Source organism: Amycolatopsis sp. NPDC049159, assembly GCF_040648295.1.
GTDB lineage: Bacteria > Actinomycetota > Actinomycetes > Mycobacteriales > Pseudonocardiaceae > Amycolatopsis > Amycolatopsis pretoriensis_A.
Genome location: NZ_JBEZDL010000009.1, coordinates 1 through 14,652, shown reverse-complemented (window position 1 = coordinate 14,652; position 14,652 = coordinate 1). Strand labels below are relative to the sequence as shown.

The following is a 14,652-nucleotide window of genomic DNA, read 5'->3' as shown; positions in this document are numbered from 1 at the left end:
ACCGCGCCACCGGGCGGTAATCCCGTCCGCCGCGGGGGTTTCGTGCGCTCATCGAGTGTCCTCTCCGAACAGTCGCGGGAAGTGGCCGATGTCGTCGGAGACGCGGTCGACCAGCGCGGCCATGTCCGGCTCGCCGGGCGGCAACCGCAGGCTCCGCCGGTTGCGCCGCACCGACGCCGGGGAAAGCGGGAGCCCGCCGGCCGCGGCGTAGCGGATGGCGCCGGTCGCGTCCCGGCAGGGCAGCACCTCGCCGCGGGCGTGCTTGCTGGCGCTGAACGGGATGTCGAGCGTGCCGTCGGCGAACGCCTCGACGACGGCACGGGCCGGGTCCGCGGCCGAGAGGACGGGCCCGGCGAGCTCGTCGACCTCCGCGAGGATCCCCGCGAGTTCCGCCTCGACGGCCTCCTCGTCGACGCGGACGAAGTCCAGCAGCGGCGAGTTCGCCACGGCGGCCAGGCGCATCCCGTCGACGTTCGCCGCCGCGTCGGGGATGCCGAGCGCCTCCTGGTGGGTCTTGGTGACCAGCTTGGCGGCGCCGCCGAGCCGCGCGGTGAGCGCCCCGTAGAAGATCAGCTGGTCGGCGTTGACCCGCTGAGCGGGGAAGACGCCCATGAACTCGTGCAGCACCGGGTAGACCTCGACGCCGTCCGGCAGGTATCGCTTCGCCAGCAAGGGGATCGCGCGCAACGAGGCGACGTCCTGCGCGAGGTTCCCGCCCTGCGGGTAGGACAGCGACAGGCACGCCACGCCCTCGGCGGCGGCCAGGCTCGCTTCGATGATCCCGACGGCGAGGCTGATCGACGGCGGGACCAGCACCGCGGTCAGGGTGCCGAACAGCTCGCGGTCCAGCGTGAGCCCGGCCCGGTGGAGGTCGCCGGTCAGCGCGTCCACCTCGCGCCAGCAGGCGAGCGAGTGCGCCAGCGGGACGTCCTTGCAGTACGGGAGGTTGTAGGAGATCCCGCCGCCCTCGAACGAGGTCGCGCCGGCGGCCACGGAGACCCGGAACAACGCGCGGGCGTCGGGGGAGCCGTGCCGGATCTCCACCGGGGCGGAGACCGCTTCGACCAGCTCGCGGCCGCGCCGCCAGCCGTGCGCGACGAGGGGGTAGCCGTTGAGCGCCGCCGGGTCCGTGTTGACCGCGCGCAACGCCTGGTCGAACCGGTTGAGCCGGGTGAACGAGTCGATGGTCAGCGTCAGGATGTCCGGCGCCGCCCCGGTTTCCAGCTGCCGCAGCAGCCGGAGCATCTCGGCGTGGCCGCCGACGCCGCAGCGGGGCTGGATCGCCGGCACCCCGCGCCCGGCCGCCCGCGCGAGCACGTCCCGGGCGGTCGGCCGGGCGCGGGCATACCGCACGACTTCGGCCGTGGACGGGAAGTCGGCCTCCGCACCGGGAGCGGCGAAGGGGAGCAGGGCCGGCAGGCCGTTCATCCGGCGCGGGGCGCCCGCGCGGAAGCGGCGCGCCGCTCCAGTTCGCGCAGCAGCGGCACGAGTTCGCCGAGCCCGGCCAGGACGTGGTCGACGCCGAGCGCGCGCAGCCGGTCCTCGGCGCTGCCGTCCTTGTGGCTGCCGACGGACAGGTTGCCGCCGAGCACGATCGGGCACGGCAGGTCGCCGGCGGCCCGGGCGGCCGGCAGCGGGCGCAGGTCGTCGCAGGCGTGGCCGTTGAGGCTGCCGACGACCACCGCGAGGGTGTCCGGGTGCTCGCGCACGGCCTGCGCGAACTCCTCGACCGGCGTGCAGGCACCCAGGTTGACGACGGTGTAGCCCTCGGCCCGCAGCCGGTGGGCGATGAGCTGGTTGGCGACCGAGTGGGCGTCGCTGGCGGTCACGCCCAGGATGATCGGGCCGCGGCCGGGCATCACCGCACCTCCTGCAGCGCGGCCTGCTCCCGGGTGGCGCGGACGTCGCGCTTCCCGTTGGCGTTGACCTGGATCTCGGGGACGACGTGGATCCGCCGCGGCACCAGCTCGGGCGGCAGCAGCGTGGCCAGCCCCGCGCGGATCTCCCGTTCCGTCGGCGCGTCCCCGCGGTGGTCGAAGACGACGAACGCCTCGACGACGTCGAGCGTGCCGCCGCGGATGATGTCGAACGCGGCGTCGGCCACCCGCGGCAGCGTCAGGGCGTGCCGGCGCAGCTCGGCCTCCTCGAAGCGGTGACCGTTGACCTTGAGCTGCCCGTCGGCCCGCCCGAGGTGCAGCAGCATCCCGCCGGGCAGCACCTCGACGATGTCGCCGGTCCGGTAGGCGCGGCCGCCGAACGCGGGGTCGTCGAGGAACCGGCCGCCGTCCCCGCCGAGGTAGCCGCGGGCGATGCCCGCGCCGGCGACGAAGAGCTCGCCGTGGCCGCCGGCTCCCACCGGCTCGCCGCGTTCGTCCAGCACGTACGCCCCGGTGTTCCAGGCCGGCGTGCCGATCGGCACGGTCGGCAGGTCCGGCAGGTCGCGCACCTCGCTGCGGTGGGCGAAACAGCCGATGGTGGTCTCGGTCGGCCCGTAGTGGTTCACCACCTGAACGCCGTCGAGCCGCTCGCCCATCGCTTTCAGCATGGCGGGTTCGAGGGGCTCGCCGCCGATCATCAGCCGGTGCGCGACGGCCCGGTAGTCCGGCTCGAGCATCCGCTCGAACAGCCGGAAGTGGCTCGGGGTGGCCTTGATGAAGTCGTAGGGGCGGTCGCGGCGGGCGAACAGGCTCGCGTAGTTCCAGGAGGACTCGAGCAGGACGATCGTGCGCCCGTGCGCCAGCGGCACCCACAGCGTCGTGAGCGCCAGGTCGAAGCTCATGCTCGCGAAGACCGGGCAGGCCGCGCCGCCGGCGGCGGGCAGGACGTGCGCCTCGGCCCAGCCGATGTAGTTGACCAGGGACCGGTGCTCGACCTGGACGCCCTTCGGCAGGCCGGTGGAGCCGGAGGTGAACACGACGTAAGCGACGTCGCCCGGCCGCGGCTCGGCCATGGCCGGGACCGTGCCCGGCTCCGGCAGCCGCGAGGTGTCGACGCCGGGGTAGCCGAAGGTGCAGTCCGCGTCGCCGGTCCCGTCCCACAGCACGAACCGGGGGCTGACCTGCTCGAGGATGAGGCGGACCCGCCCGGCGGGGTTGGTCGGGTCGATGGGCGCGTAGGCCGCGCCGGCCGCCATCACCGCGATCATCGCCGCGATGCTCTCCGGGGTGCGGCGCGCGACGACGCCGACGAGCTCACCGCGTCCCACGCCCATCTCGCGCAGCGCGGCGGCGATGACGACGGAGCGCCGCCAGAGCGTGCCGAAGGTGGTCACGCCGCCGTCGCTTTCGATCGCGACCGCGCCGGGCGTGGCTTCGGCCCGCTCGCGGATGAGGGCCACGACGGACGCCGCGGTCAGCTCGTGGTGCTCGCCGGTGAGCGTCGCGCCCGGGAAGCCTGCTGCTCGTTGGCCGGCCACTGGGAATCCTCTCTGCCTCTGGCGGTGGGAAGGGCCGGCTAGCGCCAGCCGCGGCCGGACACCCCGCGGAAGTCCCACGAGTCCGGCTTGACCAGGTCCGCCAGCGCGGCGGGGACGGTCTGCGCGCCGGTCGCCCGGATCAGCAGGCTCGGCAGCGGCCGGTCGCGGGTGGGCCGCCCGGTCGGTTCGACGAACTCGGCGCCGAGGCCGGCGAGTTCCTTGAGGACCGGGTCCGGCAGGTCGCGGGTCCACAGCAGGAACCGGGTGCCGGGCAGGGTCTCGGCGGCGAGCCGCACGAGGTCGGCCTGGACGTCGTCGCTGCTCGCTTCGCAGTCGACGACCGTGGTCGGGGTCGGCCCGTCGTCGGTGTCCACACCGGACCGGTGGGCGACGAGGTACCCCTCCACCGCGCCGGTTTCGCTTCGGGCCAGGAGGTAGTAGTACTTCGCCAGCGGGTTCCCCGCGCGCCAGCCGAAGTAGGACGCCGTGCGCGCGACCCGGACCCGGCCGTCGCCGGGCAGGGCCGCCGCGACCGCCGCCATGGCCTCGACGTCCGGTGCGGTGGCCGCGGTGATCGTCACGCCGGACCGCGTGCCCCTCGCGTCGGGGAGCGCGGACCACGGGCCGCGGAAACCGTGCCCGGCCGGGCGGTTCAGCACCGCCTGCCCCCACGGGCCGACCTGCTGCCAGCCGCGGATCAGCATCGCGGGCACGGTGCCCTGGTCGCCGAAGTCCAGCAGCCACGGCACGTTGTCCCGGCGCAGGCGGGCGAGGACCTCGTCGACCATCGCGTGGAACACCGGCCCGTTGCGGTGCTCCGGTGCGACGATCGTGTCGGTCAGGCACGGCAGCACGAACCGCTGCCCGTCGACCTCCCAGCCGGACCCGAACACGCCGACCATCCCGGCCAGCTCCCCACCGGGGGTCCGGGCCAGCACGACGTACCGGCCGTCCAGGTAGGGGTTTTCGTGGTACTTCCAGTCCAAGTAGGACCCGTTGCCCTCGGGACCGCCGCGCAGCAACGGATCCTGCAAGGCGCAGGCTTCGGCGCGGTCTCCGGGGGTGTAGCCGGTGAGGACGAAGTCGACGGCCACGTCAGGCGTCCCCGCCCTTGGCGCGGACGAACCGCGCGATCCGTTCGAGGGTCCGGAAGTTGTCCTGGCTGATGTCGTCACCGGTGATGCGGATGCCGAAGTGGTCTTCGAGCTCGACGAACACCGCCAGGAAGCGCGAGGAGTCCAGCACGCCGCTGGCGATGAGGTCGTAGTCGGCCGCGAGCGGCTCCACGGGCAGGACCTCGCCGAGGCACGCGCGGAGCCGGTCGAGCACGGCCTGCTCCGCGGCGGTCGCGTCGGTTTTCATCGGTCACCTCAGATCCGGGGTCGGGCGGTGGTCCGGGCTCCCCGAACGTAGCGCGGGCGCCCCCGCGCGGAGGTAATCGCGCGGCACGTGGGGCGCCACCGCGGCGCACTGGCCGCCGGTTACCCGCCGATTACCCCGGCACGGCGGATTACCGCGCGGTGAGCGCGGCCGCGGTGCCGTTTACCCGGTGGTGGGCGGGTCGCGCCTAGCGTGGGCTCGCGTCCACCGCACGACCGAAGACGGAGGTCAAGGTGTCGAAGGGATCCTACGAGGAGAAGGCCGCTCCCGGGTACGCTCGGTCGCGCCACGAACTGCTCGACGCCGGCCGGATGCTGCCACCGCCGTTCGACGGGGTCGCCAAGACCTCGGCACCCCGCGCGGCCGACGTCTTCGCCCTCGTCGAGCCGATGCTGCGTGAGCACGGCGCCGGCGTGGTGCTGCTCGACGAGCCGTTCGCCGACGAGGAGTTCGTCGCGTTCGGCGCCCGGCTCGGCACCGCGACCGAGGAGACCGACCCGGCGGTGCAGCCGTTCGTGACCGGCGGCGTGATCCTCAACCTGCTCGGCAAGAACCGGCGCACCGACGACGTCTCGCTGCAGCCGTTCGCCGAGAACTCGCTGTCGCTGCACACCGAAGGCAGCGGCCGGGTGGCCGTCGACCAGCCGCGGTACATCGTGCTGATGTGCTGCCACCCGGGCCCGCGGCCGACCGCGGCGCAGACCGTCCTGGTGCCGATGGAAGAGATCTTCGGGCGGTTGTCCGCGCCGGACCGCGAAGTGCTGTCCCGCACCCGCTACGCGCACCTGCCGCCGGGGGAGACGATCCTGCGCGAGCACGACGGCCGTCCGGTGTTCTCGTTCCGCGACTTCCTCGGCGGGCGCCTCGACTGGGTCAACGACGGCGGCGACCCGCCGGAAGCGGTCGACGTCGCGCTGGAGAACCTCCACGCGGCGATGTACGCCCCCGGCGCGCGGGGTGTGCACTGGCAGCGCGGGCTGCTGGTGGTGATCGACAACCGGCGCCACTTCCACGGCCGGACGGCGGGCACCGCCCCGGCGGGCGAACCGCGGCACCTCAAGCGGCTGCGCATCCGCTGATGCGGGGCATCGAACGCACGACCGTCGGCAAGGTCCCGGGCCGGCCGGTCACGGAAGTCGAGTCGTACACGCTGCACACCGGTTCGGGGTTCGCGATCACGGCGTGGAGCTACGGGGCAACGCTGGTGGAGGTGCTGGCCGCGGACCGGGACGGGCGGCACGCCAACGTGTGCCTGCGGCTGCCGGACCTGGACGCCTACCTGGACCGGGCCCGCAACCCGTACGTCGGCGCGACGGTCGGCCGCTATTGCCGCTGCGTGGCGGGTGCGGAGTTCACCTTGGACGGCGTGCGCCACCGCCTGGACCGCAACGAAGGCCGCCACCACGTCCACGGCGGCACGGAGGGCCTCGACCGGCACGTGTGGTCGGCCGAGGCGTCCCCCGACGGCGACGCACTGGAGGTCCGGTTCACGACGACCAGCCCGGACGGCGACCAGGGCTACCCCGGCGAGCTGACGGTGTGCACGAGCTACCGCGCCGAGCCGGACGGCACACTGGTGATCGCGCACCGGGCGCGGACGACGGCGCCGACCGTGGTCGGCCTCACGAACCACGCGTTCTGGAACCTGGGTGGGCAGGGAACGATCGACGACCACCGCCTGCGCCTCGCGGCGACGGAAGCGGTTCGTTTCGACCCGGACCTGGTCCCGCTGCCGGGGGCACCGGAGGCGGTGTCCGGCACCGCGCGTGACTTCACGGCGGAGCGTGAGCTGGCGGGGGTGCGGGTGGACAACTGCTTCCTGGTCCCGGCTTCGGAGCACCTCGCGACGCTGACCCACCCGCCGAGCGGCCGGGTGATGCGGGTGAGCACGGACCAGCCGGCGGTCGGGGTCTACACGGGGGACTGGTTCACGGGGAACCCGCGCGGCGGGATCTGCCTGGAGACGGGCGCGTTCCCCGATGCGCCGAACCGCCCGGACTACCCTTCGGTCCGCCTCGACCCGGGTGAAACGCACCGGCACCGGACGGTGCACCACTTCGGGGTGGTGGACGCGGGGTGATGCGCACGGTACCCGTGTGGTGCGCTGGTTCGGTCGCGCCGACCGCGGGTGCGCCGCACTGGCACCGTGCGGTGCACCATTTCGGCCGCGCCGACCGCGGGTGCGCCGCTCTAGCGCCGTGCGGTGCACCATTTCGGCCGCGCCGACCGCGGGTGCGCCGCTCTAGCGCCGTGCGGTGCACCGCTTCGGGGTGGCGGATGCCGGGTGATGCGCACGGTACCCGTGTGGTGCGCTGGTTCGGTCACGCCGACCGCGGGTGCGCCGCACTGGCGCCGTGCGGTGCACCATTTCGGCCGCGCAGCCAGTCCCAGCGCTGTCTGCCGCTTTCGGGCGCGTTCCGGATACCGCGAATGACTCATGGGGGACCTCCAAGGTCCCCCATGAGTCACTCGCGACTTCGGTCGCCCCACTCCAACCCGTAACGGATCAGCCCAGCGGGTGGTGGAGGTAGGTCCGCCGCGGCGAACCCCCACCGCCGAAGATCGGGCCGCAGCGGGTGAACCCCAGCAGGACCATCACGTCCACTGTGGACTCCAGATCCGGATTCGCCTCGGCCCGCAGCGCATCCGCACCGCTCTCACGCGCGATCGACACCGCGCGCCGCAAGCACTGCGGCCCGGCCAGGGAATTGCCCAGTGAAGGGTGCACGGCGAGCCTGCTCAGGTAAGCCGGGGTGTGCGCCTCCGGAAAGACCCCGGTCGGCGGCTCGAAAGCCGGGTGCCAGGTCAACGTGAACATCGCCGCCGCGCGGTCGTCCGCGCGCAGCAGGTGCACCACCCCCGCGCGCACGCGGGACTCGGTCGTGGCGGGGTTGCGCGCCGGGACGGGGGAGCCGAACCGGCGGCCCTGGTGCTGGTCGCTCGCGCAGAGCAGCGCGTGGACCTCGGCGGCGTCGGTCGCGATTTCCCAGTGCTGCGTGGTCATCGTCCTCCCCGTTCGTCGGGTGGCACGCGGGGGCGCACGGTCCGGGGGAACCGTGCGCGTCCCGCTCACCGCGGCAGGTCGGCGCAGGTCTCCGCGCTCTGCTTCTCCTCGGCGAGGAAGATGGTCTGGGCCATCATCTTGTAGTCGCGCATGCTCTCGCGGAACACCTCGATCGACTCCTCGGGGTGCACCGAGTCGATGACCGCGTTCGGGCCGATCGCGTTGAACTGGTGCGAAGTGCCGCGCGGGATCTGCATGTCCACCCACGAGTTCTCCGGCACGATCAGGTTGTACCGCGTGCGCCGGTGGCCCTCCGGGGTGCCGGGCAGGTCGTCTTCGAAGGCTTCCGGCGCGAACGGCGTCACGCCCGGGACGTCACCGACGATGAACGGCGACAGGCTGGAGACGCGGATGCGCGTGCCGGGCCCGGTCATCATGCGCACGAAACGCAGGCCCGTGTGCAGGTGCATGCGGGAACACATGTCCCGCTCTTCGACGTCGTAGAAGTCCATCAGGTAGCGGTCGGCGAAGTACCCGTCGAACGGGCTCGCCAGCATGTAGACGTCGCCCTCCTCGAACGTCTGGGCGCGGACGATGCCCTCGGCGTCGGGGGAGGTGGCTTCTTCGGACTTGTGCGCTTCGCGGACCACCGACGCCAGCCGGTCGACGATCGCGAAGGCGATGTCGGCGGGCCATTGGGCGACCGGTGTCACCCGGTTCTGCGCCGGGTCGCGGAACCCGATGAGGTCCTGGACCTCGTTCTCCTCGTCCGGCGCGTGCTTCATCGTCTGGGAAACCGCTTCCATCGACCAATCCTTTTCCTCGGCGTTCCGGGCTCTGGCTCCGGCGCGAACGGCGATTCGTCGGGATCGCCAGTGATCCTGGCCGCCATCGAACGTACGGTGCCGGTGCGACATCTGTACAGTTACGAATTCAGGGATCCGCTCATCGCGCGGTAATCAGCCACCCGGTATTCACCGCGGGAAATCACGCTTTACCGTCCGGTTACCCCGGACATTTTATGTCGCCGGGGTCGATTACCCGGTGATGAGGGGGCGAAGAGCGGCGTGGTTGGCCGGGTCCGGGCCGAATCGCTAACGTGATCGGTGCCCGCAATTCGGGGCGAAATCACCGAAGTCGCACCTTCGCGCAGCCGGCGGTTCGTGCCGGCCCCATCCCACGCCTGCGGATCTGGTGAGCTGTCCGATCAGGCCCGGCCCAGAACGGAGCCCGGTTCATGCCGCTGTTCGATCCCCCGTCCCGGCCACGGCGCATAACGGTTCCCGAAGACGCGCGAGCCTGTGCCGCGCTCGCCCGGCCCGCCGAGGCGGACCTGGACACCTTCTGCCCCGACGTCGACGACCGGCTGCTCGACGTCATCGCCCGCGCGGAAGATCCCGGGGACGCCTTCGAACTGCGGGACCTGTGGCTCGGCCGCGTCGAACACGAACTCGGCGCCGACGCCCTGCGCCCCGGTCTCGCCGAACTCTGGCGCGGTTCCCGCCGCCGGCGCCACGTCGGCGCCGAAGAAGCCCTGGCTTCGCGAGCCACCGTCCGGTTCGTCAAGGAGCTCTTCAACTGGTACTTCCGCGACGACCTCTACGGCGACCTCGCGGCCGACCGGCAGCTGCTGCTCTCGAGCGGCGCGGTCGACGAAGAACGCTGGGGCCTGCCCGCCGCGCTCAAGGACTGCGTGCGCTTCGCCCTCGACCGCGACTGGTACGGCTACTCGGACTCGCGTGGCCGGATACCGGCGCGGGAAGCCGTCGCCGCGTACGAGAACGCCTTGATGGAGCGGGACGTCTACGACGAGCACAACGTCGCGCTCACCATGGGCGGTACCTTCACCGTGAGCACCCTGGCCGATTTCCTCCTCACCGGCCGGACCGGCCCGACCGGGCCCGCGCTGTGCGGCATCCCCAACTACCCGCCGCTGGTCGAGGCGGTCGCCCGCCGCGGCGACGTCCGGCTGGTGCCGCTGCCCAGCACCGCGGGCCGGACGTCGCTCGAACCGCTCATCCAGGCGTTGTCGGCCGACACGCCGCTGGTCATGATCCAGACCGCCGCCAACCCCACCGGCGCGCTGGTCGACGAGGACGAGCTGACCCGGCTGATCCGCGCCGCGGGCCCGCGCACCACGATCATCCTCGACGAGTGCCACGAGTGGCTCGGCCCGCGGCGCACCCGCGGCACCGCCCGCGCCGCGAGCAACGTCGTGCGCGTGTCGAGCCTGTCGAAGAACTGGTCCGCGCCGGGCATGAAGATCGGCTGGATCCTGGCCGGCCGGGAGTTCATCGACGAGTACTACGAGCACGCGTCGACCGCGTTCGGGGGCCCGCCGTCGTTCCTCTACACGGTCGTCGAGCTGCTCGCCCGGATGGAACGCTGGCTGGTCACCGGGCTCGACCGGCCCGGCGCGGCCGAGGTCGCGGAGTTCGAGCCCGCCTACCGCCTCGACGCCGACCGGCTGGGCGTGGCCTACGCGGGCTACCGGCGGGAGCGCTGGGAACGCCAGGACGCGCTGACGGCGTTGCGCGACGCGGCGTGCCACCGGCTCTCGGCGGTGGCCAGGGTGACCGTCCCGGCGTACTCCATCAACGCCGCGGTCCGCGTCCCCGGCTGGGACGACAGCTACCGGTGCTTCCGCGACCTGCTGCGCACCACCGGGGTGTCGACCTACCCGGGCATCCTCAACTTCTGCTTCTCCGGCGGGGTGGTCCGGGTGACCACGGCCCGGCCGTGGGCGGAGCTCGCGGAGGCCGGTGACCGCCTGGCCTACGCCGTGGCCGAGCCGGGGGTGCTCCGTGTCTGAGCGCCCGACGGCCGGGTTCGCGGCCCGCGCCGGGCACAAGGCGGTGCTCGGCATGATCCACCTGCCGCCGCTGCCCGGCAGCCCGTACCACCGCAGCGGCACGTTCGCCGGGATCACCGAGACCGCCGTGCGTTCCGCCCGCGCCCTGGAGAACGGCGGCGCCGACGGGTGCCTGGTCCAGACCGCCGACCGCGTCTACGGGACCGAGGACGAAGCCGACCCGGCGCGCGTCGCGGCGATGGCGCTCGTGGTGGCCGAAGTCGTACGGGCCACCGGACCGGGCTTCCGGACCGGGGTGCAGATCATGCGCAACGCGATTTCGGCGTCGCTGGCCGTGGCGGCGGTGGCGGGCGCGTCGTTCGTGCGCGCGGCCACCCTCGTCGGGGCCACGCTCAGCCCGCAGGGTCTCGTCCAGGGCGACCCGCTGCGGGTGATGACCTACCGCCGCGCCATCGAAGCCGGGGACGTCGCGGTCGTCGCCGACGTGGACTCGATGCACTTCTCGTGGCTCACCGGGGACAAGACCACCGGGCAGGTCGCGAAGCACGCCGTGGACGCCGGCGCGGACGCGGTCACCCTCGCCCACCGCGACGAGGACAAGGCGCTGGCGATGATCGCTTCGGTCCGCGAGACGGCGCCCTCGGCGCCGGTGCTCCTGGCCGGGCACACCCACCACCGCAACGCCGCGCGGTTGCTGGGCGCGGCCGACGGCGCGTTCGTCGGCACCTGCCTGGAACGCGACGGCTGGGGCGGTGAGATCGACGAGCGGCTCGTCCACGACTACGTGCGCGAAGTCCGCGCGGTGCAGCAGTGAACCACGAAGGGCGGGCGAACCGCGGATGAAGGCGGAAGTGCTGGTGCGGCAGGCGGATCGGCTCGGTGCGGACCTGCGGGCGTGCGCCGGCGGGATCGCGGAACGGGTGGCGGACCTCGTGGCGGCGCCCGGGTTCGCCGGGATCGGGCGGGTCGTCCTGCTCGGCAACGGCGACTCCCACCACGCCGCCCACGCGGCCGCGCTCGCGTTCGCGCGGTTCGCCGGCGTCGCGGCCGAACCCCTGCCCGCGCAACGGTTCGCCGACCACCCCGACCCCGGGACGGGCCCCGGCACGCTCGCCGTCGGCGTCTCGGCGTCGGGTGGCAGCCCGATGGTGGCCGAGGCGCTGGGCCTGGCGCGGGAACTCGGCGCGGTGACCGTCGCGGTGACCGGACGGCCCGGCACCGCCGTCACCGGCGCCGCGGAGCACGCGCTCGTCACCGAACTCACCGACCTGGAACCGTCGCCGGGCGTCCGCACCCACCAGCTGAGCCTGCTGACCCTGCTGGCGCTCGCGATCGGGCTCGGCGCGCGCCGAGCCGCCTTGTCCACAGTGGACGCTCAGGGTCTGACGGGCGAACTCGGCGGCTTGGCCGCGGTGGTCGAGGAGACGGCGGAACTCGTCCGGCCCGCCTGCGTCAAGACCGCGGCCGACATCGCGCACGCGCCGCTGCGGGTGTTCCTCGGCACCGGGCCGAGCCACGGGACCGCCCTGCACGCCGCCGCGAAGCTCATCGAGGCCACCGGCGCGCCCAGCTTCGGGCAGGACACCGAAGAGTGGTGGCACGTCGAGCGGTTCTGCCGGCCCACCGACCTCCCGGTGTTCGTGCTCGCCCAGCCCGGGACCGCGCAGCGGCGGGCGCGGGCCCTCGCCGAACGGGCCCGGCAGCGCGGCCGCCGGCTGCGCTTCGTCGGCGGAAATGCGGCCGACATCCCGGTCGCGGGCCCGGTGCGGGAGGAGTTCGCGCCGCTCGTGCACGGCGTCTTCGCCCCGTACCTCGCCGCGGCGATGGCGGCCGAGCTGGACCGCGAACCGTTCCTGGCCGACCTGCCCGGCTGAACCGCACCGAGGAAAGGACACAGAGGACCATGGGAAACGCACTGGCGGGGCGGACCGGTGACGCACTGGTCGCGGCCCTGCGTGAGCTCGTCCTGCGCCAGCTGCCCGCCACCGCGGCGGACCTGGGCCCGGACTCCCCGCTGGGCGAGGCCGGGCTGACCTCGCTGCGCACCGTCGCGACACTGGTCGCCATCGAGGCCGGCCTGGGTACGGAGCTGCCCCCGGAACTGATCACCCCCGACACCTTCCGCAGCGTCCGCACGCTGGCCGCCGCGATCGAACCGGTGGCCGCGGCGGCGGGACCGGCTCGTGACCGCGTCTGAACCGCGGCTGCGGTTCGGCGTCCATTCCGGACAGCAGTACGAAAGCTTCGGTGAGATAAGGGAACTGTGGCAGCGCGCCGAAGAACTCGGGTACGACTGGTGCTCGGTGTTCGACCACCTGCGCCCGCCGATGGGCGGGCCGGCCGGGCCGTGCTTCGAGGGCACGACCCTGTTGTCCGCGCTCGCCGCGAGCACCAGCCGGGTCCGCTGCGCGCTGATGGTCGCGCCGGTCGCGTGGCGGCACCCGGCCGTGCTGGCCGCGCTCGCCGCCACCATCGACCACGTCAGCGACGGCCGCGTGGAACTGGGTATCGGCGTCGGCGGTGCCGATCTGGCGCACGGGCAGTACGGCCTGCCGCAGCCGCCCCGCGCGGACCGGCTCGGGATGCTCGAAGAGACCGCGGAAGTCCTCAGAGGACTGTGGTCGGGTGAGCCGGTGACGTTCGTGGGCAAGCACTTCCGGCTCACCGAAGCCCACCTGCGGCCCGTCCCGGTCCAGCCGCGGCTGCCCCTGGTGGTCGGCGGCGTGAGCGAGCCGGTGCTGCGCACCGTGGCGCGGCACGGGGACGTCTGGAACAGCCTGCTCGCCGACCCGGCCGAGTACCGCGAGCGCAGCGCGCGCCTGGACCGCCTGTGCGAGGAAGCCGGCCGCGATCCGGCGAGCGTCCGGCGGTCGATGACCTTCCGCGCCCTGCTCGTCGAGGACCCCGCGGAGCTGCCCGGTGAACTCGAGCGGCTGCGGCGGCGTTACCCGCCCGATTCCCCGGTGTGGCCGGAATACCTGGTCTTCGGCACGCCGGAGCAGTGCGCCGAAGCGTTGCGGCCCTACGTCGGGCTCGGGGTCACCGACTTCGTGCTCGGCGTCCGGCCGCCGGTGGACTGGCGCTGCGTCACGCTTTTCTCCGACCAGGTCGTCCCCCAGCTCCGCGCGTCCCGGTGACGCCGGTGAGAAAGGAAGCCACGATGGGCAACTACTACTCGGAGGGGTTCGCCTCCTTCTTCGACAACAGCTACACCGGCTGGGTCAACCGGTTCTCGCCGAAGCTGGTCGCCCACCTGGCGACCGTGCCGGGCACCGACCGCACCGCCGTGGACATCTGCTGCGGCACCGGCGTCACCGCGGCCTGCTTCCTCGACGCGGGCTGGACGCTGCACGGCGTCGACGGGTCGAAGTCGATGCTGGACCTGGCCCGCGCCCGCCACGCCGGGGCGATCGAAGCCGGCCGGTTCTCGGTGGTGCAGTCCGACGCCCGCGCGTTCCGGCTGCCGGCACCGGTGTCCGCGTGCGTCAGCATGGACGGCGCGCTCAACCACCTGCCGTCCACAGAGGACTTGCAGGCCTGCTTCTCCGCGGCGCACGCGGCACTCGCCCCGGGCGGCGAGTTCGTCTTCGACCTCTACGAGCAGACGCACTTCCTGCACTGGAACAACGTCACGCTCACCGACACCGACGAGGCGGTGGTGGTCAAGCGCGGGGTCTGGGACACCGACACCCGCACGGGCATGCTGCGCGTGTCCGGGGTGTTCGGCGCGGGCGACCGGGTGCAGCGCGTGGACCAGACGCTGACGAGCTGGTACTACGACGCCGAGGACGTCACGGGTGCCCTGCGCGCGGCCGGCTTCGAGCCCCTGCCGCACGACTTCGGCGGCGAGGACCTCAAGTGCGACTCGGGCTCCTGCTCCCGGACGGCGGTCCCGTGCCGCGCGATCTACCGGGCCCGCAAACCCTGACGCACCCCAATGTGGCGTTGGGGGGGGGGGGGGGGCCCCCCCCCCCCACCCGGCGCGCGGCGGCAGAGGAAACCACAGGAGAACAAAGAACAAAAAAAACCACGCGCGATGAG

At 73.3% G+C, this 14,652-nt stretch carries 15 protein-coding genes; 8 read left to right on the top strand and 7 right to left on the bottom strand.

Annotated features, from left to right (window positions below; all coding sequences use genetic code 11):
* Positions 1-48: 48 nt before the first annotated feature.
* From AB0B33_RS18175 to AB0B33_RS18155, 5 genes are read right to left on the bottom strand one after another with little or no spacing between them, the layout of a single operon-like run.
* Complete coding sequence (locus AB0B33_RS18175) at positions 49-1,428, bottom strand: methylaspartate mutase (protein ID WP_360772839.1); 1,380 nt, start codon at positions 1,426-1,428, stop codon at positions 49-51.
* Positions 1,425-1,859 carry a cobalamin-dependent protein gene (locus AB0B33_RS18170; protein WP_360772836.1) on the bottom strand — a complete coding sequence of 145 codons (435 nt, stop codon included), beginning with the start codon at positions 1,857-1,859 and terminating at the stop codon, positions 1,425-1,427. The genes AB0B33_RS18175 and AB0B33_RS18170 overlap by 4 nt, the downstream gene beginning before the upstream one ends.
* Positions 1,859-3,415 carry an amino acid adenylation domain-containing protein gene (locus AB0B33_RS18165; protein WP_360772833.1) on the bottom strand — a complete coding sequence of 519 codons (1,557 nt, stop codon included), beginning with the start codon at positions 3,413-3,415 and terminating at the stop codon, positions 1,859-1,861. Before AB0B33_RS18165 ends, AB0B33_RS18170 begins: the two co-directional genes overlap by 1 nt.
* Positions 3,416-3,453: 38 nt before the next feature.
* Positions 3,454-4,509 carry a GNAT family N-acetyltransferase gene (locus AB0B33_RS18160; RefSeq protein WP_360772830.1) on the bottom strand — a complete coding sequence of 352 codons (1,056 nt, stop codon included), beginning with the start codon at positions 4,507-4,509 and terminating at the stop codon, positions 3,454-3,456.
* A gap of 1 nt (position 4,510) precedes the next feature.
* A complete protein-coding gene (locus AB0B33_RS18155; RefSeq protein ID WP_247024884.1) occupies positions 4,511-4,777 on the bottom strand; it encodes a phosphopantetheine-binding protein in 267 nt (88 codons plus the stop codon).
* Positions 4,778-5,028: 251 nt separating this feature from the next.
* Between AB0B33_RS18155 and AB0B33_RS18150 the strand changes: the two genes are divergently transcribed.
* Positions 5,029-5,874, top strand: coding sequence for a TauD/TfdA family dioxygenase (locus tag AB0B33_RS18150; RefSeq protein ID WP_360772826.1), 846 nt, complete (start codon positions 5,029-5,031; stop codon positions 5,872-5,874).
* The gene (locus AB0B33_RS18145) at positions 5,874-6,875 is read left to right on the top strand and encodes an aldose epimerase family protein (RefSeq protein WP_360772823.1); all 1,002 of its coding nucleotides are present in this window, start codon (positions 5,874-5,876) and stop codon (positions 6,873-6,875) included. The genes AB0B33_RS18150 and AB0B33_RS18145 overlap by 1 nt, the downstream gene beginning before the upstream one ends.
* Before the next feature lie 426 nt (positions 6,876-7,301).
* On the opposite strand, the gene AB0B33_RS18140 is transcribed toward AB0B33_RS18145, so the two are convergent.
* The gene (locus AB0B33_RS18140; protein ID WP_360772820.1) at positions 7,302-7,799 is read right to left on the bottom strand and encodes a hypothetical protein; all 498 of its coding nucleotides are present in this window, start codon (positions 7,797-7,799) and stop codon (positions 7,302-7,304) included.
* Between the two features lie 65 nt (positions 7,800-7,864).
* Positions 7,865-8,605, bottom strand: a complete 741-nt coding sequence (locus tag AB0B33_RS18135; RefSeq protein ID WP_247024876.1) for a hypothetical protein — start codon at positions 8,603-8,605, stop codon at positions 7,865-7,867.
* A gap of 431 nt (positions 8,606-9,036) precedes the next feature.
* Between AB0B33_RS18135 and AB0B33_RS18130 the strand changes: the two genes are divergently transcribed.
* The 6 genes from AB0B33_RS18130 to AB0B33_RS18105 are packed head-to-tail and all read left to right on the top strand — an operon-like array spanning position 9,037 to position 14,539.
* Positions 9,037-10,611, top strand: coding sequence for a pyridoxal phosphate-dependent aminotransferase (locus tag AB0B33_RS18130; RefSeq protein ID WP_247024874.1), 1,575 nt, complete (start codon positions 9,037-9,039; stop codon positions 10,609-10,611).
* Complete coding sequence (locus tag AB0B33_RS18125) at positions 10,604-11,425, top strand: BtpA/SgcQ family protein (RefSeq protein WP_247024872.1); 822 nt, start codon at positions 10,604-10,606, stop codon at positions 11,423-11,425. The genes AB0B33_RS18130 and AB0B33_RS18125 overlap by 8 nt, the downstream gene beginning before the upstream one ends.
* Before the next feature lie 25 nt (positions 11,426-11,450).
* The gene (locus AB0B33_RS18120; protein WP_360772815.1) at positions 11,451-12,485 is read left to right on the top strand and encodes an SIS domain-containing protein; all 1,035 of its coding nucleotides are present in this window, start codon (positions 11,451-11,453) and stop codon (positions 12,483-12,485) included.
* Between the two features lie 29 nt (positions 12,486-12,514).
* Positions 12,515-12,808 (top strand): phosphopantetheine-binding protein, encoded by a 294-nt coding sequence (locus tag AB0B33_RS18115; protein ID WP_360772812.1) that lies wholly within the window; start codon positions 12,515-12,517, stop codon positions 12,806-12,808.
* Positions 12,795-13,748 (top strand): LLM class flavin-dependent oxidoreductase, encoded by a 954-nt coding sequence (locus AB0B33_RS18110; protein WP_360772809.1) that lies wholly within the window; start codon positions 12,795-12,797, stop codon positions 13,746-13,748. The genes AB0B33_RS18115 and AB0B33_RS18110 overlap by 14 nt, the downstream gene beginning before the upstream one ends.
* 5 nt (positions 13,749-13,753) lie before the next feature.
* Positions 13,754-14,539, top strand: coding sequence for a class I SAM-dependent methyltransferase (locus AB0B33_RS18105; protein ID WP_360772806.1), 786 nt, complete (start codon positions 13,754-13,756; stop codon positions 14,537-14,539).
* Positions 14,540-14,652: the final 113 nt, after the last annotated feature.